The sequence below is a fragment of the Serratia rhizosphaerae genome, assembly GCF_009817885.1.
Classification (GTDB): Bacteria; Pseudomonadota; Gammaproteobacteria; order Enterobacterales; family Enterobacteriaceae; genus Serratia_B; species Serratia_B rhizosphaerae.
Genome location: NZ_CP041764.1, coordinates 423,481 through 449,644, shown reverse-complemented (window position 1 = coordinate 449,644; position 26,164 = coordinate 423,481). Strand labels below are relative to the sequence as shown.

Annotated in this window: 17 protein-coding genes; 12 read left to right on the top strand and 5 right to left on the bottom strand. The window is 57.2% G+C overall.

The window, feature by feature from the left end; genetic code table 11:
- Nucleotides 1–57: 57 nt before the first annotated feature.
- Nucleotides 58–1,029: a thioredoxin-disulfide reductase gene (gene trxB / locus FO014_RS02095; RefSeq protein WP_105230509.1), complete on the bottom strand. Its 972-nt coding sequence runs from the start codon at nucleotides 1,027–1,029 to the stop codon at nucleotides 58–60.
- Between the two features lie 660 nt (nucleotides 1,030–1,689).
- Here trxB and lrp point away from each other — a divergent pair.
- From lrp to FO014_RS02060, 7 genes are all read left to right on the top strand, one after another.
- Nucleotides 1,690–2,184, top strand: a complete 495-nt coding sequence (gene lrp / locus FO014_RS02090) for a leucine-responsive transcriptional regulator Lrp (protein ID WP_004928318.1) — start codon at nucleotides 1,690–1,692, stop codon at nucleotides 2,182–2,184.
- A gap of 120 nt (nucleotides 2,185–2,304) precedes the next feature.
- On the top strand, nucleotides 2,305–5,943 hold the full coding sequence (locus tag FO014_RS02085) for a DNA translocase FtsK 4TM domain-containing protein (RefSeq protein ID WP_160027435.1): 3,639 nt from the start codon (nucleotides 2,305–2,307) through the stop codon (nucleotides 5,941–5,943).
- Between the two features lie 185 nt (nucleotides 5,944–6,128).
- A complete protein-coding gene (lolA, locus tag FO014_RS02080; protein WP_015671745.1) occupies nucleotides 6,129–6,740 on the top strand; it encodes an outer membrane lipoprotein periplasmic chaperone LolA in 612 nt (203 codons plus the stop codon).
- Between the two features lie 67 nt (nucleotides 6,741–6,807).
- Nucleotides 6,808–8,094 (top strand): replication-associated recombination protein A, encoded by a 1,287-nt coding sequence (locus tag FO014_RS02075; protein ID WP_158684859.1) that lies wholly within the window; start codon nucleotides 6,808–6,810, stop codon nucleotides 8,092–8,094.
- A gap of 109 nt (nucleotides 8,095–8,203) precedes the next feature.
- Nucleotides 8,204–9,496 (top strand): serine--tRNA ligase, encoded by a 1,293-nt coding sequence (gene serS, locus FO014_RS02070; protein ID WP_105230512.1) that lies wholly within the window; start codon nucleotides 8,204–8,206, stop codon nucleotides 9,494–9,496.
- A 276-nt stretch (nucleotides 9,497–9,772) separates the two neighbouring features.
- Nucleotides 9,773–10,189, top strand: coding sequence for an NUDIX hydrolase (locus tag FO014_RS02065; RefSeq protein ID WP_111737403.1), 417 nt, complete (start codon nucleotides 9,773–9,775; stop codon nucleotides 10,187–10,189).
- A 294-nt stretch (nucleotides 10,190–10,483) separates the two neighbouring features.
- Nucleotides 10,484–11,635 carry an MFS transporter gene (locus FO014_RS02060; RefSeq protein WP_160027433.1) on the top strand — a complete coding sequence of 384 codons (1,152 nt, stop codon included), beginning with the start codon at nucleotides 10,484–10,486 and terminating at the stop codon, nucleotides 11,633–11,635.
- A 51-nt stretch (nucleotides 11,636–11,686) separates the two neighbouring features.
- On the opposite strand, the gene pflA is transcribed toward FO014_RS02060, so the two are convergent.
- The 4 genes from pflA to ycaO form a co-directional block, all read right to left on the bottom strand.
- The gene (gene pflA / locus FO014_RS02055) at nucleotides 11,687–12,427 is read right to left on the bottom strand and encodes a pyruvate formate lyase 1-activating protein (protein WP_105230515.1); all 741 of its coding nucleotides are present in this window, start codon (nucleotides 12,425–12,427) and stop codon (nucleotides 11,687–11,689) included.
- Nucleotides 12,428–12,712: 285 nt separating this feature from the next.
- Nucleotides 12,713–14,995, bottom strand: coding sequence for a formate C-acetyltransferase (gene pflB, locus FO014_RS02050; protein ID WP_160027431.1), 2,283 nt, complete (start codon nucleotides 14,993–14,995; stop codon nucleotides 12,713–12,715).
- Between the two features lie 51 nt (nucleotides 14,996–15,046).
- Entirely contained in the window at nucleotides 15,047–15,904 is an 858-nt protein-coding gene (gene focA, locus FO014_RS02045; protein ID WP_160027429.1) for a formate transporter FocA, read from the bottom strand.
- 422 nt (nucleotides 15,905–16,326) lie between these two features.
- The gene (ycaO, locus tag FO014_RS02040; protein ID WP_160027427.1) at nucleotides 16,327–18,090 is read right to left on the bottom strand and encodes a 30S ribosomal protein S12 methylthiotransferase accessory factor YcaO; all 1,764 of its coding nucleotides are present in this window, start codon (nucleotides 18,088–18,090) and stop codon (nucleotides 16,327–16,329) included.
- A gap of 549 nt (nucleotides 18,091–18,639) precedes the next feature.
- On the opposite strand from ycaO, the gene FO014_RS02035 reads away from it, so the two are divergent.
- From FO014_RS02035 to cmk, 5 genes are all read left to right on the top strand, one after another.
- Nucleotides 18,640–21,057, top strand: a complete 2,418-nt coding sequence (locus FO014_RS02035; protein WP_197951694.1) for a membrane-bound PQQ-dependent dehydrogenase, glucose/quinate/shikimate family — start codon at nucleotides 18,640–18,642, stop codon at nucleotides 21,055–21,057.
- Between the two features lie 240 nt (nucleotides 21,058–21,297).
- Nucleotides 21,298–22,344, top strand: coding sequence for an L-asparaginase 2 (ansB, locus tag FO014_RS02030; protein WP_160027425.1), 1,047 nt, complete (start codon nucleotides 21,298–21,300; stop codon nucleotides 22,342–22,344).
- Nucleotides 22,345–22,686: 342 nt separating this feature from the next.
- Nucleotides 22,687–23,772, top strand: a complete 1,086-nt coding sequence (serC, locus tag FO014_RS02025) for a 3-phosphoserine/phosphohydroxythreonine transaminase (protein ID WP_160027423.1) — start codon at nucleotides 22,687–22,689, stop codon at nucleotides 23,770–23,772.
- A gap of 109 nt (nucleotides 23,773–23,881) precedes the next feature.
- Entirely contained in the window at nucleotides 23,882–25,168 is a 1,287-nt protein-coding gene (gene aroA / locus FO014_RS02020) for a 3-phosphoshikimate 1-carboxyvinyltransferase (protein ID WP_160027421.1), read from the top strand.
- Nucleotides 25,169–25,433: 265 nt separating this feature from the next.
- Complete coding sequence (gene cmk, locus FO014_RS02015) at nucleotides 25,434–26,123, top strand: (d)CMP kinase (protein WP_105230522.1); 690 nt, start codon at nucleotides 25,434–25,436, stop codon at nucleotides 26,121–26,123.
- The last annotated feature ends 41 nt before the right edge of the window (nucleotides 26,124–26,164 follow it).

Genomic DNA, 26,164 nt, shown 5'->3' with positions numbered 1-26,164 from the left:
AAATAAGGCGGCCTTTTGGCCGCCTTATTTGTCAAGTTAGGTCATGTTTGGCTGGGATCAGCAGACTTCCGCCTGTGCGATGCCGTCGAGATAACGCTCGGCATCCAGCGCCGCCATACAGCCGGTGCCGGCAGAGGTAATCGCCTGGCGATAGATATGGTCCATCACGTCGCCGGCGGCGAACACGCCCGGAATGCTGGTCTGGGTCGCATTGCCGTGAATACCGGACTGCACCTTGATATAACCGTTTTCCAGCGCCAGCTGATCGCCGAAGATGGCGGTGTTCGGGCTGTGGCCGATGGCGATAAATACGCCGGCAACGGCCAGCTCCTGCGTTTCGTTTTCCTGCTTGGTGCTGCGGATGCGTACGGCGGTAACGCCCATTTCATCACCCAGCACTTCGTCGAGCTGATGATCGGTATGCAGCACGATGTTGCCGTTTTTCACTTTCTCCATCAGCCGGTCGATCAGAATTTTCTCTGAACGGAAGCTGTCGCGGCGGTGGATCAGATGCACTTCCGCGGCGATGTTGGACAGATACAGCGCTTCTTCAACGGCGGTGTTGCCGCCGCCGACCACGGCGACTTTCTGGTTGCGGTAGAAGAAGCCGTCACAGGTTGCGCAGGCGGAAACGCCTTTGCCCTTGAAGGCTTCTTCGCTTGGCAGACCCAGATAGCGTGCGGAGGCGCCGGTAGCAATAATCAGCGCGTCGCAGGTGTACTCGCCGCTGTCGCCGGTCAGGCGGAACGGACGCTGTTGCAAATCAACGCCGTTGATATGGTCGAAGACGATCTCGGTCTGGAATTTTTCCGCATGCTCGCGCATACGTTCCATCAGCGCCGGGCCGGTCAGGTCGTTGGCGTCGCCCGGCCAGTTCTCCACGTCGGTCGTGGTGGTCAACTGACCGCCTTGCTCTACGCCGGTAATCAACACCGGCTGCAGGTTTGCACGCGCGGCGTACACCGCTGCGGTGTAGCCCGCCGGGCCGGAGCCCAGAATCAATAACTTGCTATGTTTAGCCGTGCCCATGAATAACCTCTTTTCCCACGATGGCGGACAATGGCATCGATTGTAGGGAAAATAGTGAAGTAAAAAAAGCACCTGTAACGGTTGTTATCGATTTGTCTGATAGTTGCGGACTATTAATTCTAATATCGAGGTAAAAAACACCGGTGTCATTACTGCACTCTGGCCCACGAGGGCTAAAAACGGTGCTTTTCTCTGCGTCATGCCGCGATGGCGGCGCTTTTTAACCCAGCGGTTCATAACTAAAAAAGGGGTTAACGCTTTTCTCGACGGTACGTTCTTCTGATTTTGCTTCTTTTACTTTGACAATCCGCTGCGCATTTGCGAAAACATCAGAGGAAGAAGAAATTATCCCCGCAGCAACAGCCGATCGTTCGCCTTTTCATCATCAGGCGGGCGCTGGGCAGGGCAGGGGGGATTGCGCCTTAAACAGGCGCGCTTCTTTCTTAACGATGAAGATCGTTTTATCGCCGCGCGCAGAGTTTGACAGACAGGCTGTGACGCGGCAAAAGAGGATAGTGAAGAAGCATTGTGTGCGGCAGATTGCTCTGCGCAATCGACTGCATATAACAAAAATCGGGTCTTCGCTTGAAACAAGTCCCTACACAGTGACGTTGGCTAGGGTTTGGCAAGTGTAAGGAAGAAATAAGAGAGACAATAATAATGGCAGACAATAAGAAACGCCCGGGTAAAGATCTTGACCGTATCGACCGCAACATCCTCAATGAGTTACAGAAGGATGGGCGTATTTCGAACGTTGAGCTTTCTAAGCGCGTGGGGTTATCCCCAACGCCATGCTTGGAACGCGTACGTCGTCTTGAGCGTCAGGGGTTCATTCATGGCTATACTGCATTGCTGAACCCGCACTATCTGGATGCATCACTGCTGGTTTTCGTGGAAATCACGCTGAACCGCGGCGCGCCAGATGTGTTCGAGCAATTTAACTCGGCAGTACAGAAGCTTGAAGAGATTCAGGAGTGTCATCTGGTGTCCGGTGATTTCGACTATCTGTTGAAAACCCGCGTGCCGGATATGTCAGCTTACCGTAAGCTGCTTGGCGAAACCTTACTGCGTTTGCCGGGGGTCAACGACACCCGCACCTACGTGGTGATGGAAGAAGTGAAACAGAGTAACCGTCTGGTTATCAAAACACGGTAAGGTGCAGGTGCAAAACCTGATTAAATTCGTTACACTCCTGTTTATTCATACAGTTTTGGCGCCGGGGAAACAACTCGGCGCTGTTACTCTATCCGCTAACAGGAACCTGGAGAGCCTTTCTTGAGCCAGGAATACACAGAAGATAAAGAAGTTACCTTGAAGAAACTCAGCAGTGGCCGTCGGTTGCTGGAAGCTGCGTTGATCGTGGTGGCGATTTTTGCCGTTTACCTCATGGCTGCGCTGGTCAGCTTCAACCCGTCTGATCCCAGCTGGTCGCAGACGGCGTGGCATGAGCCGATTCATAATCTTGGCGGCGGCGTGGGCGCCTGGCTGGCCGATACGCTGTTCTTCACCTTCGGGGTGCTCGCTTACGCGATCCCGCCGATCGCGCTGATCTTGTGCTGGGTTGCCTACCGGCAGCGCGATACCCGCGACTATATTGACTATTTTGCGCTTTCACTGCGCCTGATCGGCACGCTGGCGCTGGTGCTCACCTCGTGCGGGCTGGCGGCGCTGAATGTCGACGATCTCTATTACTTTGCCTCCGGCGGCGTGATCGGCAGCCTGCTGAGCAACGCGATGCTGCCGTGGTTCAACGGCATCGGCGCGACGCTGGCGCTGCTGTGCGTGTGGGCCGCGGGCCTGACGCTATTTACCGGCTGGTCATGGCTGGTGATTGCCGAGAAGATCGGCGGGGCCGTATTGGGCATCGCCACCTTTATGACCAACCGTTCGCGCCGTGACGATCGCTATCGTGACGATGAAGACGACTTGTACGCCGAAACGCCGGAAAACGACGGCAAGGGCGCAGCGGCCGCCGCCAGCGCAGCAGCTGCCGCGCATACGGCCGATGCCGATGACGTGCTGTTCAGCGCGCCTTCCGTAAAAGAGAGCGCTCAGCCGTCTGCCGATGCCGATGAAACGGCGGATCCGCTGCTCAGCGGCCTGCGAGCTAATGACGACGATGAGGTCGCGGACGTGGCTAACGCGGCGACCAACGCTGCTGCGCCGGCGTCTGAAGAGATTTCGCCGGCCGCACCGGCCGCTGCTACTTCCTCAGAGACTGCGGCTCCAGTGGCTCCAGTGGCTCCGGCGACGCCGGCAGCTGCGCCTGCGGTGACGACGGCGCCAGCCGCGCCGGCCTCCGTGAATCAGCATCCGATGAGTGCGCAGCCGGAAGATAACGCGCCGCCGCTGTACTCGTTTGAAATTCCTGAAGAGACGCCGGTGCCGAAAACCCCGCGTCCGGCAGAGGTTCAGCAGGGCGATGATGAGCCGCGTCTGGGGGACTGGAACCGGGCAACGGCGCCTCAGCAGCCTGCCGCCTCGCCGTTTGATTTCTCGGCGGCGTCGGCAGAGAGCGGGCACAATAATGCAGTTCCGGACGTGACTGACGGGGCTTCATCATCCGTCGCCGCTGCCAAACCTGCAATGGATGCCGCCGCTGCTGCGGCAGCAGCCGCCGCCGCGGCTAATACGTTTATGCCGGCGTTCAGCGCCACCAGTGAAGGCAATACCCAGGTAAAACAGGGTATTGGCCCTGAGCTGCCGCGCCCTAATCCGGTGCGTATCCCGACGCGTCGCGAGCTGGCTTCTTACGGTATCAAACTGCCTTCGCAGCGGATGGCAGAACAGGAGCAGCGCAAGCAGACTGCAGAACCTGCGCCGAATAACGCCGCCGTGAACCCTCAGGATGACGAGGCGATGCAGGAAGAAGCGCTGCGTCAGGCGTTCGCCGCACAGCAGAACCAGCGTTACGGCGCGGATTATCAGCATGACCATGTCGATCCTGTCGCGAACGCCGCTGATGACGAGGATGCTCTGCAGGAAGAGGCATTGCGCAAGGCGTTCGCCGAGCAGCAGCAGGCGCGCTACGGTGCGGCTCCGCAGCCGGAAGCGCCGGTTACCCCGCAGCCGGTAGAAACCAACAACGCCTTCAGCTTCTCGCCGGTCAATGATCTGGTGGATAACGGCCCTGATGAGCCGCTGTTCACCCTGTCGCCGCATGAAGAGCCCGCCGCGCCGTCGCCGTATGACGGCAGCGTGGCGCAGCCGCCGCATGAGCAGCCCTACCAGACTCAGCAGCAGGCTTATCAACAGCCTCAGGCGCCGGAATCTCAGGGTCAGCAGCAGCCTTATCACGGTCAGCAGCAAGCTCAGCAACCGTATCAGCAGCCGCAGCAGCAATCGGCTCAACCGGCCGCGCCGCAGCAGCCGGCAATGGACAGCCTGATTCACCCGTTCCTGATGCGTAACGATCAGCCGCTGGAGAAACCGACCACGCCGCTGCCGACGCTGGAACTGCTGACCGAAGCGCCGAAAGATATTGAGCCGGTGGATACGTTCGCGCTGGAACAGAAGGCGCGTTTGGTGGAAGCCAGCCTGGCGGATTACCGCGTGAAGGCCGAGGTGGTGGATATTCTGCCGGGGCCGGTAATCACCCGTTTTGAACTGGATCTGGCGCCGGGCGTGAAGGCCGCGCGTATTTCCAACCTGTCGCGTGACCTGGCGCGTTCGCTGTCAACGCCGGCGGTGCGCGTGGTGGAAGTCATTCCGGGCAAGCCGTATGTCGGTCTGGAACTGCCGAATGCCAAGCGGCAGACGGTTTATCTGCGTGAAGTGCTGGACTGCCCGGCATTCCGCGATAACCCGTCGCCGCTGTCCATCGTACTGGGCAAGGATATCTCCGGCGAGCCGGTGGTGGCCGATCTGGGCAAAATGCCGCACCTGCTGGTGGCCGGTACCACCGGTTCCGGTAAGTCGGTCGGCGTTAACGCCATGATTCTGAGCATTTTGTATAAAGCCACGCCGAAAGACGTACGCTTTATCATGATCGATCCGAAAATGCTGGAGCTGTCGGTTTACGAAGGTATTCCGCACCTGTTGACCGACGTGGTGACCGACATGAAAGATGCGGCCAATGCGTTGCGCTGGTGCGTAGCGGAAATGGAGCGTCGCTATAAGCTGATGTCCGCGCTGGGCGTACGTAACATTGCCGGTTATAACGAGCGCGTCGACCAGGCGGAAGCCATGGGACGTCCGATTCCGGATCCGTTCTGGAAACCAACGGACAGCATGGATATTACGCCGCCGGTACTGGAGAAAGAGCCGTATATCGTGGTGATGGTCGACGAGTTTGCCGACCTGATTATGACCGTCGGTAAAAAGGTCGAAGAACTGATCGCCCGACTGGCGCAGAAAGCGCGTGCGGCGGGGATTCACCTGGTTCTGGCGACTCAGCGTCCGTCGGTGGATGTGATCACCGGCCTGATCAAGGCCAACATCCCGACGCGTATCGCCTTTACCGTATCGAGCAAGATCGACTCCCGCACCATTCTCGATCAGGGCGGCGCGGAGTCGCTGCTGGGGATGGGCGATATGCTGTACCTGGCGCCGAACTCGTCGATTCCGGTGCGTGTGCACGGCGCCTTTGTGCGCGATCAGGAAGTGCATGCGGTGGTCAAGGATTGGAAAGCGCGTGAGCGGCCGCAATATAAGGAAGGTATTATCAGCGGCGGCGACGATGGCGAAGGCGGCGGCGGTCTTGACGGTGACGAAGAGCTGGATCCGCTGTTCGATCAGGCGGTCGAGTTCGTGGTGGATAAGCGCCGCGCCTCAATTTCCGGCGTACAGCGTCAGTTCCGCATCGGCTACAACCGCGCGGCGCGCATCATCGAGCAGATGGAAGCGCAGGGGATCGTCAGCGAGCAGGGGCATAACGGCAACCGTGAGGTGCTGGCTCCGCCGCGGCACGAATGACCGTCGGAATACATTGAGAAATTCAAGGGCCGCTTTGCGGCCCTTGTGCAAAGAAGGGTAAACCCGTCTGTTCTCGGAATATTGCGCGTTCAGCCCGCCGCCGGCTTACGGTAAAGTGGGGGCGCGATCTGTTTTCCTGATGACGCCGTTTGGCGGTCAATGCATTTGAAAAGGTATCTGGAATAATGAAAAAACTGTTAGTTGCTTGTTGCCTGCTTTCTGGATTTGCTTCCACCTCCGTACTGGCCGATGCGGCGCACGATCTGCAGAGCCGTCTGGCGAAAGTGAATAGCTTCCACGCCAGCTTCAGCCAGACCGTCACCGGCGGCGACGGTTCCGCCGTGCAGCAGGGGGAAGGCGAACTGTGGGTCAAGCGCCCTAATCTGTTTAACTGGCATATGACCTCGCCTGATGAAAGCGTGCTGGTGTCCGATGGCGAAACGCTGTGGTTCTATAATCCGTTTGTTGAGCAGGTAACGGCAACCTGGCTGAAGAGCGCCACCGGCAATACGCCGTTTATGTTGATCACTCGCAACAATCCAAGCGACTGGAAGCAGTACAACATTAAGCAGAAAGGCGATGATTTCGAACTGACGCCGAAAAGCAGCAGCGGCAATCTGAAGCAGTTTGCGATCTCCGTGACCAACAGCGGCACCATCAACAGCTTCGCCGCCGTAGAGCAGGATGGCCAGCGCAGCGCCTATACGCTGAAAAGCCAGCAAAATACCGCGGTTGACGCCGGCAAGTTTAAATTTACCCCGCCGAAGGGGGTGACGCTGGACGACCAGCGGCAGTGAGGTATGCGTGAGTAATAATTTGTCGCTCGATTTTTCCCAAAATGAATTCCAGCCTCTGGCCGCACGTATGCGGCCAACCACGCTGGCGCAGTATATCGGCCAGCAGCATCTGCTGGCGCCGGGTAAGCCGCTGCCACGCGCCATCGAAGCGGGGCAGCTGCACTCGATGATTTTGTGGGGGCCGCCGGGAACGGGAAAAACGACGCTGGCAGAGTTGATCGGCCGCTACGGGCAGGCCGATGTCGAGCGTATTTCCGCCGTGACGTCCGGCATTAAAGAGATCCGCGAGGCAATTGAGCGCGCGCGGCAAAACCGTGATGCCGGCCGTCGCACCATTTTGTTTGTCGATGAGGTGCACCGCTTCAACAAGAGTCAGCAGGATGCGTTTCTGCCGCATATTGAAGACGGTACCATCACCTTTATCGGCGCAACCACCGAAAACCCTTCGTTTGAACTGAACTCGGCGCTGCTGTCGCGTGCGCGCGTGTATCTGCTCAAGGCGCTGACCGCTGACGATATCGGCCAGGTGCTGGATCAGGCAATGAACGATAAAGAGCGTGGCTTTGGCGGCCAGAATATCGAGCTGCCGGACGATACGCGACATATGCTGTCTGAATTGGTCAGCGGGGATGCCCGGCGGGCGCTGAACAGCCTGGAAATGATGGCTGATATGGCGGAACTCAATGCCAAGGGCGTGCGGGTACTCACCCCTGAGCTGCTGAAAGAGGTTTCCGGTGAACGCAGCGCGCGCTTTGATAATAAGGGCGACCGTTTTTATGACCTGATCTCCGCACTGCATAAGTCGGTGCGCGGTTCGGCGCCGGATGCGGCGCTTTACTGGTATGCTCGTATTATTACCGCCGGCGGCGATCCGCTGTATGTGGCGCGCCGTTTGCTGGCGATCGCCTCGGAAGACGTCGGCAATGCCGATCCGCGCGGCATGCAGGTGGCGATTGCCGCCTGGGACTGTTTTACCCGCGTCGGGCCGGCGGAAGGCGAGCGCGCCATCGCCCAGGCGATTGTCTACCTGGCCTGCGCGCCGAAAAGCAATGCGGTGTACACCGCCTTTAAAGCCGCGATGCGCGATGCGAAAGAGATGGCAGATTATGATGTGCCGGAACATTTACGCAACGCACCGACCAAACTGATGAAAGAGATGGGGTTGGGCGCGGAGTACCGTTACGCACACGATGAGCCCAACGCCTACGCCGCCGGCGAGGACTACTTCCCGCCGCAAATGGCCAATACGCGCTACTACCAGCCGACCCGTCGCGGGCTGGAAGGTAAAATTGGTGAAAAGTTGGCGTGGCTTGCGGAGCAGGATCAAAATAGCCCGACAAAACGCTACCGCTAGCGTTGCCGTTGCGGTAAGGTTAGCGGGTATCACTTTCCTTTTATACGGCACTCAATCCGCCGTATAAGACAACAAATTTTCTTTCAATAACAACAAGCACAGGATTAGCATGCTCGATCCCAATCTGCTGCGTAATGAGCTAGACGCAGTCGCCGAAAAACTGGCTCGCCGTGGTTTTAAACTCGATCTGGATTTGCTGCGTTCTCAGGAAGAGCGCCGCAAGGTTTTGCAGGTAGAAACAGAAGCGCTGCAGGCAGAACGTAACTCCCGATCGAAATCCATCGGCGCAGCGAAAGCGCGTGGGGAAGATATCGAGCCGCTGCGTCGCGAAGTAAGCGAGTTGGGTGACAAGCTGGACGCCGCCAAGGCGGAGCTGGACAAGCTGCAGAACGACATTCGCGATTACGCGCTGACGCTGCCGAACCTGCCGGACGACTCTGTGCCTAATGGCAAAGACGACAGTGAAAACCAGGAAATCAGCCGCTGGGGTGAACCACGCGCTTATGATTTCCCGGTGCGCGACCACGTTGACCTGGGTGAAATGGCCGGCGGGCTGGACTTTGCCTCCGCGGTAAAACTGACCGGCTCCCGCTTTGTGGTGATGAAAGGGCAGATTGCCCGCATGCACCGCGCCCTGGCGCAGTTTATGCTGGATCTGCATACCGAGCAGCACGGTTACCTGGAGACCTACGTCCCTTACCTGGTTAACCACGCAACGCTGTACGGTACCGGCCAGCTGCCAAAATTCGGTGACGATCTGTTCCACACCAAACCGCTGGAAGAAGAGTCCGACAGCAGCAACTATGCGCTGATCCCAACGGCGGAAGTGCCGCTGACCAACCTGGTTCGCGATGAGATTCTGGAAGAGGAAGCGCTGCCGCTGAAAATGACCGCGCATACGCCGTGTTTCCGCGCCGAAGCGGGTTCTTACGGCCGTGATACGCGTGGCCTGATCCGTATGCACCAGTTCGACAAGGTTGAGATGGTACAGGTCGTACGTCCGGAAGACTCCATGAATGCGCTGGAAGAACTGACCGGCCATGCGGAGAAAGTGCTGCAGCTGCTGAACCTGCCATACCGTAAAGTGCTGCTGTGTACCGGTGATATGGGCTTCGGCGCCTGTAAGACCTACGATCTGGAAGTGTGGTTGCCGGCACAGGACACCTACCGCGAAATCTCCTCATGTTCCAACATGTGGGATTTCCAGGCACGGCGTATGCAGGCGCGTAGCCGCAGCAAGACCGAGAAAAAACCACGTCTGGTGCACACGCTGAACGGTTCAGGTCTGGCGGTTGGCCGTACGCTGGTTGCCGTACTGGAAAACTACCAGCAGGCAGACGGCCGTATTCAGGTGCCGGAAGTGCTGCGTCCGTATATGGGCGGTCTGGAATTTATCGGCTGATAGCGGAATTGAAAGCGCTGAGGATAATATTCGGCGCTGATGTTTTGCTTAACCGGCCTATTTAACAAGGGTTCATGTCTTCGGGCATGAACCCTTGTTAGCGAATAAACGGACCATTATGCGTTTGTCTCCACCGTGTACGGTATTTCTGCAGCTCTTGCCTCTGTTGACGTTACCATCGTGATGCATATCGTGCCTAGTACCGTCTGCGTTCTCTGCCCTGGGCCACCGGCGTCGTTTGAACATGTATCTGATCTGGATTGGGAGGTCTGAAAAATGAATAACAATGTTGCAGCCAAGAATATTGATAAACTGGGTTGGGTTTATATCCAGAATAAAAAAATTCTGATGGCGCGGTCATATAACAAAGCTGCTTTTTATATTCCCGGCGGTAAGCGGGAAGCCGGAGAAAGTGACCAGGCGGCGCTGGTCAGAGAAATTAATGAAGAGCTCTCTGTTGATTTAATTAATGACAGTATCGTTTTGCTCGGGGAGTTCAAAGGGCAGGCCGACGGTAAGGCGGAAGGTGTGGTGGTGAATATACGCTGTTTTACCGCTGACTTTAGCGGTGAGCTTAAGGCTAACGCCGAGATTGAAGAGATCGCCTGGCTCACGTATGCGGATCGGCATCGTTGCTCTGTCGTCTCGGTACAGGTGTTGAATGCGTTAAAAGACATGCAGTTGATTGACTGACTTTATTTCTTCTGCGTTGGTCTAATCTATGGCGTATGTGATAGCGATAAGCACGCCATGTGGCGGCGTAAGCCGTCACTTTTTCGCTCGGCATCAGGGAGTGGCGAAACGTATTTACATCTAAGAGTAACCCGCTTGGTTAACCGTGTTTCACCACTTCTTGCCGCTGATTTCAGGCAACAGGCCGTAGCTGAAAACAAATCGTGCGGTCGAACGCTAACTGCTGATTGACTTTTTTATCGCCAGTGGCATGATGCGCGCACTCTCATTAGCTTGCTCGGTCTCAAGTTCACTATGTACGCATACTCCCGCCCAGTGCTTCTCTTGCTCTGCGGCTTGTTGTTGCTCACGGTTTCTATTGCCGTACTGAATACGTTAGTCCCTCTTTGGTTAACCCATGCTCAACTGTCAACCTGGCAAGTGGGGATGATCGGTTCTTCTTATTTTACCGGCAACCTGGTCGGTACCATGCTGGCCGGTAAGCTGATTAAGCGCATTGGCTTTACCCGCAGCTACCATTTCTCCTGCCTGTTGTTTGCCGTCGCGACGGCCGGCATGGCGCTGTCGCTCGACTTCTGGAGCTGGTTGGGGTGGCGTTTCTTTGCCGGTATCGGCTGCGCCTGGATTTGGGTGATCGTTGAGAGCGCGCTGCTGCGCAGCGGCACTCAGTCCAACCGTGGTCAGCTGCTGGCGGCCTATATGACGGTGTATTACCTCGGTACGGTGATCGGCCAACTGCTGCTTGGCATGGTCTCTTCCGAGTTGCTGAACGTGTTGCCATGGGTGACAGCGATTGTCATTACCGCCATGTTGCCGATGTTGTTTGCCCGGGTAAATCGCGCCGATGATGAGCCGCAGCAGGCGGCGGTATTGCCGATGCTGAAGCGCCGCAGCGCGCGCCTGGGAATTAACGGCTGCGTGATTTCCGGTATTGTACTTGGCTCGCTGTATGGCCTGATGCCACTTTACCTGTCTCATCAGGGCTTCAGCGATGCGGATGTTGGCTACTGGATGGCGCTGCTGGTTAGCTCCGGCATTATCGGCCAATGGCCGGTTGGTAAAATGGCCGACCGCTACGGCCGTCTGCTGGTACTGCGCGTTCAGGTATTTGTGGTGATTATCGCCAGCATGGCGATGCTGGTGGGCTACGCGATGGCGCCTTCGCTGTTTATTCTGGGCTGTGCCGGCTTTACGCTGTATCCGGTGGCGATGTCCTGGGCGTGCGAAAAGGTGCAGTCTCATGAGCTGGTGGCGATGAATCAGGCGCTGTTAATGAGCTATACCATTGGCAGCCTGCTTGGCCCGTCGATGACGGCGATGCTGATGCAGAATTACTCCGATCAGCTGCTGTTTGTGATGATCGCCGCGGTGGCGCTGGTTTATCTGGTGATGCTGTTGAAGAAACAGAAGCCGGACCATCATCACACGCCGTTTGCTGCGGCCTGATAGCGAAAACCCGGCCAGGTGCGCCGGGTTTTTTTATGCTGTACTGCGTAATTAATAGATCACTTTGTGGCCGTAGCCTTCCAGAATGCCTTTGACCCGATCCATGGTCTCGGCCTTAGGCGGATGCACGCCGTCCAGCTTGTACTCTTCGCCCATGGCGATCCATTTATGCTTGCCCAGTTCGTGATAGGGCAGCAGCTCAATCTTTTCGATATTCGTCATATCCTTGGTGAACTCGCCCAACAGGTGGGCGGACTTATCGTCATCTGACCAGCCCGGCACTACCACATAGCGGATCCAGGTGCGCTGGTTGCGCTTCGCCAGATAGCGGGCGAATTCCAGCGTGCGGTGGTTGGAGACCCCCACCAGATTCTGGTGAATATCGTCATTCATCTGTTTTAGGTCGAGCATCACCAGATCGGTAACGTCCAGCAGCTCGTCGATCACCGGATCGTAACGGCGCACGAAGCCGTTGGTATCCAGACAGGTGTTGATACCTTCCTGATGACAGGCGCGGAACCAGTCGCGGACGAATTCAGCCTGCAGAATCGCCTCGCCGCCGGAGGCCGTTACGCCGCCGCCGGAAGCGTTCATAAAGTGGCGGTAGGCGACGGCGTCCCTCATCAGCTCTTCCACGGTCACTTCTTTGCCGCCGTGCGTATCCCAGGTATCGCGGTTATGGCAGTACAGGCAGCGCATCAGGCAGCCCTGGAAAAAGACAATAAAGCGAATGCCTGGGCCGTCAACGGTGCCGCAGGATTCGAAAGAGTGGATACGGCCAGTTACTGACATTGCGGGTTTCTCCAATATTGACTGTCAAGCGCAGTCTAAAAATAGGCGTACGGCCGTTGGTCAGGTATCAGCGATGCAGCAGCGGAAAAGCCCGGCTGCCGGAGGGGAGAGATGCCTGTTGACCGGCCGTTTGCCGGATCACTGTTTTGCCGGATGTCCACTGAGTATAGATACCTGGCAAAACAGACTCGCGGGAGTCAGGAGTATTGCATGTTAAAAGGGCCGGTTATCCCGGCCCCGGTTGCCTGTGCCGGCCGGGCCTTGCAGCCCGGCATTGGCAAGGAATTACATGGTTTGCGTGAAGGTACGGGTGATAACGTCCTGCTGCTGCTCTTTGGTCAGCGAGTTGAAACGCACCGCATAACCGGATACGCGGATGGTCAGCTGAGGATATTTCTCAGGATTATCCATCGCGTCCAGCAGCATTTCGCGGTTCATCACGTTCACGTTCAGGTGCTGACCGCCCTCGATAGCGGCCTCATGGTGGAAATAGCCGTCCATCAGGCCCGCCAGGTTGGTTTTACGCACGTCGTCATCTTTACCCAGTGCGTTCGGCACGATGGAGAAGGTATAGGAAATACCGTCTTTCGCATAGGCGAACGGCAGTTTCGCCACCGAGGTCAGAGAGGCAACGGCGCCTTTCTGATCGCGGCCGTGCATTGGGTTGGCGCCCGGACCGAATGGTGCACCGGCGCGACGACCGTCTGGCGTATTACCGGTTTTCTTGCCGTACACCACGTTGGAGGTGATGGTCAGCACGGACTGGGTTGGCACCGCATTGCGGTAGGTGCGCAGTTTCTGAATTTTCTTCATGAAACGTTCCACCAGATCGCAGGCAATGTCATCAACGCGCGGATCGTTGTTGCCGAACTGCGGATATTCCCCTTCAATCTTGAAGTCTACCGCCAGGCCGTCTTCGTCGCGGATAGTGGAGACTTTCGCGTACTTGATGGCGGACAGGGAGTCGGCCGCGACGGACAGACCGGCGATGCCGCAGGCCATGGTGCGATACACGTCACGGTCGTGCAGGGCCATCAGCGCCGCTTCATAGCTGTACTTGTCATGCATGTAGTGAATGATGTTCAGCGCAGTGACGTACTGTTTCGCCAGCCAGTCCATAAAGTGGTCCATGCGAGCCATGACTTTGTCATAGTCCAGCACTTCGTCCATCATCGGCGCTTCTTTCGGGCCGACCTGCATTTTCAGTTTTTCGTCAACGCCGCCGTTGATGGCGTACAGCATGGTTTTCGCCAGGTTGGCGCGTGCGCCGAAGAACTGCATTTGCTTACCGACCACCATCGGGCTGACGCAGCAGGCAATGGCATAGTCATCGCTGTTGAAGTCAGGACGCATCAGGTCATCGTTTTCATACTGTACGGAAGAGGTGTCGATAGACACTTTCGCCGCGAACTTCTTGAAGTTGAGCGGCAGTTTTTCCGACCACAGAATGGTCATGTTCGGTTCCGGAGACGGCCCCATGGTGTACAGGGTGTTCAGGAAACGGAAGCTGTTTTTGGTCACCAGCGTACGGCCGTCGACGCCCATACCGGCCAGAGACTCGGTGGCCCAGATTGGGTCGCCGGAGAACAGTTCATCATACTCAGGGGTACGCAGGAAACGCACCATGCGCAGTTTCATTACCAGGTGGTCGATCAGCTCCTGTGACTGCTCTTCAGTCAGCTTGCCGGCCTTGATGTCGCGTTCAATGTATACATCCAGGAAAGTGGATACGCGGCCGAAGGACATGGCGGCGCCGTTTTGCGATTTCACCGCGGCCAGATAGCCGAAGTAGGTCCACTGAACCGCTTCCTGAGCGTTTTTCGCCGGCGCGGAGATGTCGTAACCGTATTTGGCGGCCATCTCTTTAATCTGGCCCAGCGCACGGTGCTGATCAGAGATCTCTTCGCGCAGCTGGATGGTCATTTCCAGGTCTTCGCCGTTTTCCAGTTTATCCTGCAGGGAGTTGAACTGGTTTAATTTGTCCGCCATCAGGAAGTCGATGCCGTACAGCGCCACGCGGCGGTAGTCGCCGATAATGCGGCCACGGCCGTAGGCGTCTGGCAGACCGGTCAGCACGCCGGATTTACGGCACTTCAGGATATCTTTGGTGTAGACGTCGAACACGCCCTGGTTGTGGGTTTTACGGTATTCGGTAAAGACTTTTTTCAGCTGCGGATCCAGCTCGCGGCCGTAGACCTTACAGGAGCCTTCAACCATTTTGATGCCGCCGAACGGGATCAGCGCGCGTTTCAATGGCGCTTCGGTCTGCAGGCCGACGATGGTTTCCAGCTCTTTGCTGATGTAGCCGGCGTCATGAGAGGTAATCGTGGAGGCGACGTCGGTGTCGAAATCAACCGGCGCGTGGGTGCGGTTTTCCAGTTTGATCCCTTCCATGACCTTGTCCCACAGCGTGGTAGTCGCCTGCGTAGCGCCGGCCAGGAAGGACTCATCGCCTTCATACGGCGTGTAGTTTTTCTGGATGAAGTCACGGACGTTGACTTCGTTCTGCCAGTCACCGTTGCTGAAACCTTCCCAGGCTTGGGCTAATTTCTCGTTAAGTTCGGTCATGTTACACCTACCTTCTAATTGTGGAGTTCGGATCCGACGTGGCGATGCGGCTTAAGGCTGCTTGTCGCCACGCAGATAAATTACCCAGTAAGTCAAACCAACCAGCAGACCGCCGCCGATGATGTTGCCGAGGGTGACGGGAATCAGGTTGTCGAAGATAAAGTTGCTTACGGTCAGATGAGCAAAATGCTCGGGTGCGGTCCCTATGGCTTGCCAGAATTCCGGCGTGGCGAAGTGTTTAACCACAATACCCATAGGGATCATAAACATATTGGCGATGCTGTGTTCAAAACCGCTGGCGACGAACATGGCGACCGGCAGAACCATGGCGAACATTTTATCCATCAGGCTGCGGCCGGAGTAGCTCATCCATACCGCCAGGCAGACCATCAGGTTAGCCAGAATGCCGAGGCAGACGGCCTCGATAAATGTGTGGTGCAGCTTGTGGTCGGCGGTTTGCAACACGTTCAGCCCCCACAGGCCGTTGGCCGTCATATATTCGCCGGAGAACCAGATCAGGGCGACGAAGAACAGTGCGCCGATCAGGTTACCAATATAGACGTTAAGCCAATTGACCGCCAATTGACGCCAGGTGATGCGGCCGCTGGCCTTGGCGATAACGATGAGCACGGTGGACGTGAACAGATCCGCGCCGCAGACGACAACCAGCATCAACCCCAGTGAGAAACAGATGCCGCCGACCAATTTGGCCAGGCCGAACGGGATGTCGGCGGTGCCGGTGGTGGCGGTGATGTAGAACACGAATGCGATAGAGATGAAAACGCCGGCGGTGATCGCTAAATAAAACGTTTTTAGCGGATGTTTGGTCGCTTTATAGATGCCGGCATCTTCGGCGACTTTCGCCATCGCGGCAGGTAACAGCAAATCAAAAGGGTTGTCAGCTTTCACGCCAGTTCTCGCTCAAAAGGGTTATAACAACACCATGAGATACTAGCAAAGCGGTATGGGGTAAAAGTTGATTTGGATCATGAGGCGCCGAAGTAAAACGGCATAAAGGCGTATTATTTACGTGGTTTTTGTGGTTAATTTATTGAATTTTTTATAAAAAATATTTTTTAAGTTTTGCAGTTATTTTTTAATCGGCGTCTTTGGCTGGTTATCTGCCGGTTAAATAATTTCATTAAATAGGGACTAAATGCATATTTAAGAAATGGGTGTTAATTATTATTTCACCTTCACGCAACAAATCCATCGTCGTGATGTTTTATGGCGGTTTACGCAGAAAAATGCATGGCGTTGTTCAGGTTAAAAATCGAGGGCGAGAGGGGAAAATAGCCGGGCGGCAGCGATGATGCCACCCGGCTTAGGCGTTAGGCGTTTGCCCAGTGGCGACGCTTGGCCTGCTGCAGCTTCTCATAGGCCGCCAGCAGCGCCTGATGCGCCGGCAGCGCCTGCAGATCGCTGTCGATGGCGAACAGCCCGTTGAAGCGCTCTTCACCGCTCATGGCGGCGGAGGCGGCTTCCACGGCGTCCTGGCCGTACATTTTGACGAACGCGCTGTGGTACTGAGCCGGGTCGCGCTCCGGCTCCTGCGCGAGCAGCAGCAGCGTTTGCAGGCAGCGATAATAGTTGCTGCGCTGCGGCGTAAATACCGAGGCGTTGAACTCCTGCGTCCATTCCGCCCAGATCAGCGCTTGCTCCATATCGCCGCCGGCCAGCGCCAGCATGGATTTCAGTTCGCCGACGCGCAGGCTGTGCCAGGCGTTGTCTTTGCCGGAGGCAATGCCCAGCAGTTCGCGTACGCGGGTGAAATCGTCCAGCCCTTCGTCATCCAACTGCTGCAGCAGCGCCAGATATTCTTCCGGCTGCCAGTCGCTGTCAGGCAGCGCCAGCAGGGTGTCGCGCAGATGAGCGCCCATGCTGTTGTTGGCCAGCAGCAGATCTTCCGCCGGGTAGATATCGGACATGCCCGGCACGATGATGCGGCAGGCGTAAACGCCAAGGTGCTCGTAATCGGCGATGTACACTTCGGCGTCTTCCTGCTGGAAGATGGCCATCAGCGTGGCGAACTCTTCCTGCGTGCTGCCGCTGAAGCTCCAGTCGGCGAACGGGTAGTCGGCGTCCTGTTTGAACATATCCCAGGAGATCAGGCCGCTGGAATCGATAAAGTGGGTTTCCAGGTTGGCATGTTCCGCCACTTCTTCATCATCAAAGGTTGGCGCGGTGAACACGTCCAGATCTTTCAGGCTGCGGCCCTGCAGCAGTTCGGTCACCGTACGCTCCAGCGCGACGCCGAAGTCCGGGTGGGCGCCGAAGGAGGCGAAACAGGTGCCGTTGGCCGGGTTGAACAGCACTACGCAGATTACCGGGTACTTGCCGCCCAGCGAAGCATCATAGGAAAGGATCGGGAAGCCTTCCTCTTCCAGCTTGGCGATGGCCTCAACCACGCCAGGGTAGCGGTTCAGCACCTCGGCCGGAATTTCCGGCAGGCTGATGGATTCGGCGATGATGCGGTTCTTCACATAGCGCTCAAACACTTCAGACAGCCCCTGTACGCGCGCTTCGTTTGCGGTGTTGCCGGCGGACATGCCGTTGGACACGTACAGGTTGCCGATAATGTTCATCGGAATATAAACCGTTTCCTGATCGGACTGACGGGTAAACGGCAGGGCGCAGATGCCGCGTTCACCGTTGCCGGACTGCAGATCGATCAGATCGCTGGCGCTCAGTTCCTGTTCCGGATCGTAGAAGGCGTGCAGGCGCGGATCGAGGATACCCGCCGGCAGCGAGTCGTCCGCCGGGATCGGGAACCATTTTTCGTTCGGATAGTGGACGAAATCGCCGTTGGCGATCTGTTTGCCCAGGTAGAAGTCGGCAAAGAAATAGTTGGTCGACAGACGTTCGAAGTATTCGCCCAGCGCCGAAGCCAGCGCCGCTTTTTTGCTGGCGCCTTTGCCGTTGGTGAAGCACAGCGGGCAGTCGCGGTCGCGGATGTGCACTGACCAGACGTGCGGCACCGGGTTGAGCCAGGAGGCTTCTTCAATATTGAAACCCAGATCGCTCAGTTTCTGTTGGAAACGGCTGATGGAATCTTCCAGCGCGGCGTCTTTACCGGGGATAAAAGTTTGCGTCATTGTCTTCACTTAAATGTTTGGAGATAGCAGGTGATCTTAACCATTTCTCTGTTTTGCCGGTAATGAACAAGCAGAGAGGTGCCAGGTGTCAGTGTTTTCCGAGACTCGCATCCGTGCAGCAGCGTGCGAGGTGGAGGCAAGGCGGCGCACACGCCGGCGCCTTGGCTCATAAGGCGTTATCTTCTCATACGTCGGGCAGCAAAGGGTAGGCTCAGTCGCGGCAATATTTCTATGTTATTGAATTTATAACCACTGGCCGGGCATTTTTTTCGTCAGCGCCGCAGGGGAAGTGTGGACTTGCCTGGCGGAGCGGTTTTTCCTGGCGTGTCATCGTGCGCGCAACGTGGTTGAGAGTGCTAAATGATAGGGGGATACGCTAACTGTCTGGTTTGTTGTGTTTTATTTGTAATACAAATAAATGTACACAAAAATAACAACTATGTATAATTGTATTACAAATATCTCACGGTGTGCGCCGTGAATGTTAATTTTCTCATAACATTGTGAGCGAAATTGACGGTTATTCGATGTTGGTAAAAGGAAAGAAAAATGCACGCTCCACAGCAGAGCACCGGTAAGCGCTGGTTCTTTACCGCTTATCGCCTGCTTTTTGTCATACTCAGTTTTTGTATCGGTCTGTTTTTTGTTATCTGGGGAGGAAAACTGGTTTCGTTAGGCGGTAGTGCGTATTACCTGCTTGGCGGCCTGGCCTATCTGATTATCGCCGTTTGTTTTCTCGTCCGCAGTAAACATACCTTCTGGCTCTCCCTCATCACCTTCTTCCTGACGCTCTGTTGGGCGCTGTATGAAGTACAGTTCAGCTATTGGGGCCTGGTGCCGCGGCTGGTGGTACCGGCGCTGTTATTGATGCTGAGCCTGTGGCTCATCCCGACGCTGCCGCAAACCGGCAACGGCCGACGCCGTCTGGCGAACTGGGGTGGCCTGGGCATTTTTGTGGTGCTGCTGGCGACGTTGGTGGCGGCGTTTTATCCGCATAATGTTATCCGCAACGACGTGACGCTGAGCAAGCCTGACGCGCAGGCCAAGCCGGCAACGGGTGAGGATGATTGGGAATTCTTCGGGCGTAGCGCGTCCGGCACGCGTTTTGCGCCGTATACGCAAATCACGCCGGAAAACGTTAAAGATCTCGACGTTGCCTGGGTTTACCACACCGGTCGTCGTACCACCGGCAGCGGCATCGGCGTGGATGAAAATACACCGCTGCAGGTGGGCAATGTGCTTTATTCCTGTACGCCGGAAAACCTGATCACCGCGCTGGACGCGGACAGCGGTAAAGCGCTGTGGAAATTCGACCCGCAGGCAAAAACGGCGGAGCATGTCACCTGCCGCGGCGTCGGCTATTACGACGCTAATAAAGACGACAGCCTGAGCGCGAGCGAAAAGAGCACGCCAGCGTTGCAGCAGTGTCCGCAGCGTATCCTGGTTTCCACCGTTGACGCACGTTTTATGGCGCTGAATGCCCGTACCGGCGAACTGTGCCCGGGATTTGGCGATAACGGCAGCGTCGACCTGAAGCAAGGCATGGGCGATACCGAAAACAGCAAACGCTATCACCCGACGGCGGCGCCGGTGGTGATGGGGCATATCGCCATTATCGGCGGCTGGGTGCGTGATATTGTGCACGGCGAGCCTTCCGGCGTGGTGCGCGCGTTTGACGTGCGTACCGGCGACGTGGCCTGGGCCTGGGACGTCGGCCAGCCGGAAAATGTCACCGATCCGGTGAAAGGGCGCGCCTATACGCTGGAAACGCCGAACGTCTGGACGATCCCAAGTTTCGATAAAGCGCTGAACCTGGTCTATCTGCCGACCGGCAACGGCCCGCCGGATTACTGGGGCGGCGATCGTAACGAAGCGAAAGAGAAATACGGTTCGGCCATCGTGGCGGTCGATGCCAGCACCGGTCAGACCAAATGGGTTTACCAGACCGTTCATCATGATGTCTGGGACTACGATTTACCGTCGCAGCCGGTGCTGTTTGATGTGAAGAATGAGCAGGGGGAAACCATTCCCGCGCTGATTCAGACCACCAAAACCGGCCAGATCTTTGTGCTGGATCGCCGTACCGGCAAACCGGTTACGCAGGTGGAAGAGCGGGCCGTGTCGCAGGAAGGTGTGGCGGAAGGAGAACGACTGTCTGCCACGCAGCCTTTCTCGGTCGGCATGCCGCAAATCGGCGTCGAGCCGCTGACGGAAAAATCGATGTGGGGCGTCTCGTCCTTTGACCAGTTGTTGTGCCGCGTCAGCTTTAAAGAGTCGGCCTATCATGGCATGTACACGCCGCCGTCGGAGAAGCCGTATATCGAGTGGCCAAGCCTGCTCGGCGGAATGAACTGGGGAGGTATCTCAATTGATGAGCGTAGCGGGCTGATGTTTGTCAACGATATGCGTATGCCATTGCGTATGTCGCTGGTCAGAAAAGAGGACGTTGCGAAATATAAAATCTCCACCGACGAAGTCCCCGGTTTTATGGGGACGGTGCGTCCGCAGATCGCCGGGCCTTACGGCGGCGTACGTATCGATATCCTGCAGTCGGCGCTGGGCGTGCCGTGTAATACGCCGCCGTTCGGCACCATGACCGCCATCGATTTGCACAGCAAAAAGCTGGTATGGCAGGTACCGATGGGCTCGGTGCAGGATACCGGGCCGCTGGGCATGAAAACCCATATGCCGATCCCGCTGGGGATGCCAACCCTGGGCGGCCCGACCGCCACCGCTTCCGGCCTGGTGTTCTTTGCCGGCACGCAGGATTACTATCTGCGCGCACTGGATTCGGCAACCGGTAAGGAACTGTGGAAAGCGCGTCTGCCGGTCGGCGCCGTCGCCGCGCCGCTGATTTACCAGTCACCGAAAACCGGTAAGCAGTATGTGGTGATTTCCGCCGGGGGCAGCAGCCACTCGCCGGACGTGGGCGATTACATCATTGCCTACGCCTTGCCGCAGCATTAATCGCCTGTCAGCAACCGCCGAACGCGTCTGCGTTTGGCGGTTTTTTTCGTTTATCTGGCCGTCAAGCCGCATCTCCTTCCTGTCTTTCCCCACGCCGTACGCCCGTCCATCCATCATGTCATTCTGGTCAACTAAACTTGCCGCTGGATCAGGATCATGTCTTATAAAGCGCCGTATCTATCACGGTTTTTATTATGATAAAGGCGATAATTCAGCGGGTTAATTAATTCGGGGGATGTAATGAAAACGTTCAAACGTAGTCTTTTGGCGCTTCTGCTGGCTGGAGTCAGCGGTTCGGCGCTGGCGCTGCCGACGGTCACTATTCTGGCGACCGGCGGCACCATCGCCGGCGGCGGCGAATCGGCAACCAAATCCAATTATCAGGCGGGCCAACTGGGCGTAGAGGCGCTGGTCAATGCCGTGCCGCAGCTGAAAGAGGTGGCAAACGTTCAGGGGGAACAGATCGTTAATATCGGTTCGCAGGATATGAACGATGAGGTCTGGCTGAAGCTGGCGAAGAAAATCAATGCCGACTGCGCTAAAACCGATGGTTTTGTGATTACCCACGGCACCGACACGCTGGAAGAAACCGCCTATTTTCTCGATCTGACGGTGAAGTGCGACAAACCGGTGGTGATGGTCGGCGCCATGCGTCCGGCGACGGCGATGAGCGCCGACGGGCCGTTCAACCTTTACAATGCGGTGGTGACCGCGGCGGACAAGCAGTCGGTCGGGCGCGGGGTGCTGGTGGCGATGAATGACAGCGTGCTGGATGCGCGCGACGTCACCAAAACCAGCACCACGGCGGTACAGACCTTCCAGTCGCCAAACTACGGCCCGTTGGGGTTCATTCACAACGGTAAGATAGACTACCAACGTACGCCGCAGCGCAAACATACCCGCGCTACGCCGTTTGACGTCAGTAAACTGGATAGCCTGCCGAAAGTGGGTATTGTCTACAGCTATGCCAACGCGTCGGATGCGCCGGCCAAGGCGCTGATTGATGACGGCTATCAGGGCATCGTCAGCGCCGGCGTCGGCAACGGCAACCTTTATAAAACGCTGTTTGATACGCTGGCGACCGCGGCGCATCAGGGCGTGGCCGTCGTTCGCTCCTCCCGCGTGCCGACAGGCGCCACCACGGAGGATGCGGAAATTGACGACGCCAAATACGGGTTTGTCGCCGCCGGCACCCTGAACCCGCAGAAAGCGCGTATTTTGTTGCAACTGGCGCTGACGCAAACCCGGGATGCGGCGCAGATTCAGCAGATGTTTAACCAATATTGACAGCCGTGATGTAAAAGGGCCGCGCCGGCCCTTTTTTCGCCGCTTCGGCGAGCGTGGCGGACGGATAATAAATGAGCCAGCCTTACGCGAAAATGCAGCACAAAAATCTGTGATAACCCGCTGAATTAGCCGCCATCATTGATTTTTGGTATAAAAAAAGTGGTTCACAGGGTGACATCGCTGAGAAGGGCGCTGGGCGTTTTCTTTTCGTGGATGAATAAGCGTTGCAGCCGGGGGGCGCGAGTGATAAAACCGATGTGCTGGATGTCACACTTATCCGGCGTCGGGCGTATTCAGTCAGCCAGGCAAATTTGGCGAAATAAGTGAATGTGGTGAGGGGAAATGACTCAGGTTTATAATTTTAGTTCTGGCCCGGCAATGCTGCCGGTGGAAGTTTTGCGTCGCGCGGAACAGGAACTCTGTAACTGGCACGGCCTCGGAACATCGGTGATGGAAATCAGTCACCGCAGTAAGGAGTTTATTGCGGTTGCCGAGCAATCCGAACAGGATCTGCGCGATCTGCTGAAAATCCCCTCGAACTACAAGGTACTGTTTTGCCACGGCGGCGCCCGCGCACAGTTTGCCGCGCTGCCGCTGAACCTGCTGGGCGACAACGCCAGCGCCGACTATATCGACGGCGGCTACTGGGCGCAGAGCGCGATTAAAGAAGCACGGAAATATTGCACGCCGAATGCTATTGATGTGAAGACCGAGGTCGACGGCCTGTCCGCTATTTTGCCGATGAGCGAATGGCAACTGAGCGACGATGCGGCCTATGTGCATTACTGCCCGAATGAAACCATCGACGGCATCGCCATCGATGAAACGCCGGACTTCGGTGACAAAGTGGTGATCGGCGACTATTCCTCCACCATTCTTTCCCGCCCGCTGGACGTCAGCCGCTTCGGCGTTATCTATGCCGGCGCGCAAAAAAACATCGGCCCGGCGGGTTTGACGCTGGTTATCGTGCGTGAAGACCTGCTGGGCAAAGCGCGGCGTGAAGTGCCGTCCATTCTGGACTACACCGTGCTGGCCGAGAACGGCTCGATGTTCAATACTCCGCCGACGTTTGCCTGGTATCTGTCCGGTCTGGTGTTTAAATGGCTGAAAGAGCAGGGCGGCCTGATCGAAATGCAAAAACGCAACCAGGCCAAGGCCGAGCTGCTGTACGCCGCGATTGATAATTCCGACTTCTACCGCAGCCGGGTGGCGCCGTCCAACCGTTCCTGGATGAACGTGCCGTTCCAGCTGGCCGACGGCGCGCTGGACAGCGTGTTCCTCAGCGAAGCCGAGGCCCTTGGCCTGCAGGCGCTGAAGGGGCACCGCGTGGTAGGCGGCATGCGCGCCTCTATCTACAATGCGATGCCGCTGGCCGGCGTACAGACATTGACCGATTTTATGGCAGACTTCGAGCGTCGCCACGGTTAATTGCCGTTTCCCGTCGATGACGGGAACATTGGCTGTTGTTGCATGCAAGCGGCTCCGGCATTATTACCGGAGCCGTTTCGTTTATCAGATTTGGAGAGTATTTTTTCACATGGTGGATTCCCTGACGTTACAACCGGTTGCCCTGGTCAATGGCACCGTCAACTTACCCGGCTCCAAGAGCGTATCCAATCGGGCTCTGCTGCTGGCGGCAGTGGCGCAGGGTACGACCCGTTTGACCAACCTGCTCGATAGCGACGATGTGCGGCATATGCTGAACGCGCTGCAGGCGCTGGGGGTCAGCTATCAGCTCTCTGCCGATCGCACTGAATGCACGGTTACCGGCGTTGCCGGGCCGCTGCAGGCTGCACAGCCGCTGGAGCTGTTCCTCGGTAATGCCGGCACCGCCATGCGTCCGCTGGCCGCCGCGCTGTGTTTGGCCGCCGGGGACGTGGTGCTGACGGGCGAACCGCGGATGAAAGAGCGGCCGATCGGCCATCTGGTGGATGCCCTGCGCCAGGGCGGCGCGCAGATTGATTATCTGGAGCAGACCGATTATCCGCCGGTGCGCCTGCGCGGCGGCTTCCGTGGCGGCGATGTCACCGTTGACGGCAGCGTATCCAGTCAGTTTCTGACCGCGCTGCTGATGACCGCGCCGCTGGCGCAGCAGGATACCCATATCCATATTAAAGGCGACCTGGTCTCCAAGCCGTATATCGATATTACGCTGCACCTGATGAAAACCTTCGGGGTCGACGTCAGCCATGACAACTACCGTGTGTTCCGTATCGCCGGGGGCCAGACCTACCGTTCGCCGGGGGACTACCTGGTGGAAGGCGATGCTTCTTCGGCGTCCTATTTCCTGGCGGCGGCGGCGATCAAGGGCGGTACGGTGCGCGTGACCGGGATTGGCCGCAACAGCGTGCAGGGCGATACCAAATTTGCCGACGTGCTGGAAAAAATGGGCGCGCATATCACCTGGGCGGACGATTACATTGAGTGTCGTCGCGGCGAGCTGAAAGGCATTGATATGGACATGAACCATATCCCGGATGCGGCGATGACCATTGCGACCGCCGCGCTGTTTGCCGACGGCCCGACCACCCTCCGCAATATCTATAACTGGCGGGTGAAGGAAACCGATCGCCTGGCGGCGATGGCCACCGAACTGCGCAAAGTCGGCGCGACGGTTGATGAAGGCGAAGACTATATCCACGTCGTGCCGCCGGCCAAACTGCAGTTCGCCGAGATCGGCACGTATAACGATCACCGCATGGCGATGTGCTTTTCCCTGGTGGCGCTGTCGGATACCCCGGTGACCATTCTCGATCCGAAATGTACCGCGAAAACCTTCCCCGATTATTTCGAGCGACTGGCGGGCATCAGCCAGCCGGCATAATCCTTATCAAGGCCCCGTTCGGGGCCTTTCTTGTATTTTACGGCGGCGAAGCCCGGCGTTTCTTCTATACTTTTTGCCCATTGGTGGCCTTATTTTCGGCAACCGGGCGCCTGCAGGGTAACAGTTCAGGCCGTTGCAGCGTATAATACGCCACCGAACCCGCCCCGACTGGGCTGGGTAGCAGGTTGGTCCGGCGCCGGTCAGTGTTACAGCAGTGGCGGCGGCTCGGACTCTGCGAGGTTTTTTACCCGAAGGAGAACGCAACATGACGGCTACAGCCCCGGTGATTACCGTTGATGGACCAAGCGGCGCAGGCAAGGGCACGCTGTGCCAGGCACTGGCCGAATCGCTTGGCTGGCGCCTGCTGGATTCCGGCGCGATTTATCGCGTGCTGGCCCTGGCTGCGCTGCATCATCAGGTTGATATCACGTCAGAGGAGGCGCTGGTTCCGCTGGCCGCACATCTTGACGTCCGGTTTGTCGCGGAGAACGGCAAGCTGCAGGTGATTTTGGAAGGTGAGGACGTCAGTAATGAAATCCGCACCGAAACCGTTGGCAATACGGCCTCTCAGGCGGCGGCATTCCCGCGGGTGCGCGAGGCGCTGCTGCGTCGGCAGCGCGCGTTTCGCGAAGCGCCGGGCCTGATCGCCGACGGTCGCGACATGGGTACGGTGGTTTTCCCCGATGCGCCAGTTAAAATTTTCCTCGACGCCAGCTCGGAAGAGCGCGCGCATCGCCGTATGCTTCAGTTGCAGGCGAAGGGCTTTAATGTTAACTTTGAACGTCTTTTAGCCGAGATAAAGGAACGGGATGACCGTGACCGTAATCGGCCGATAGCGCCGCTGGTGCCGGCTTCTGACGCTCTGGTGCTGGACTCGACCAGCATGTCGATCGACGACGTTATCCGGCAGGCGCTGACATATGCGCAGGAAACACTGGCGTTGCCGCAGCAATAAGCGCGGCGACGTAGCGTTATTTGCAAATTTGTCATCTGATT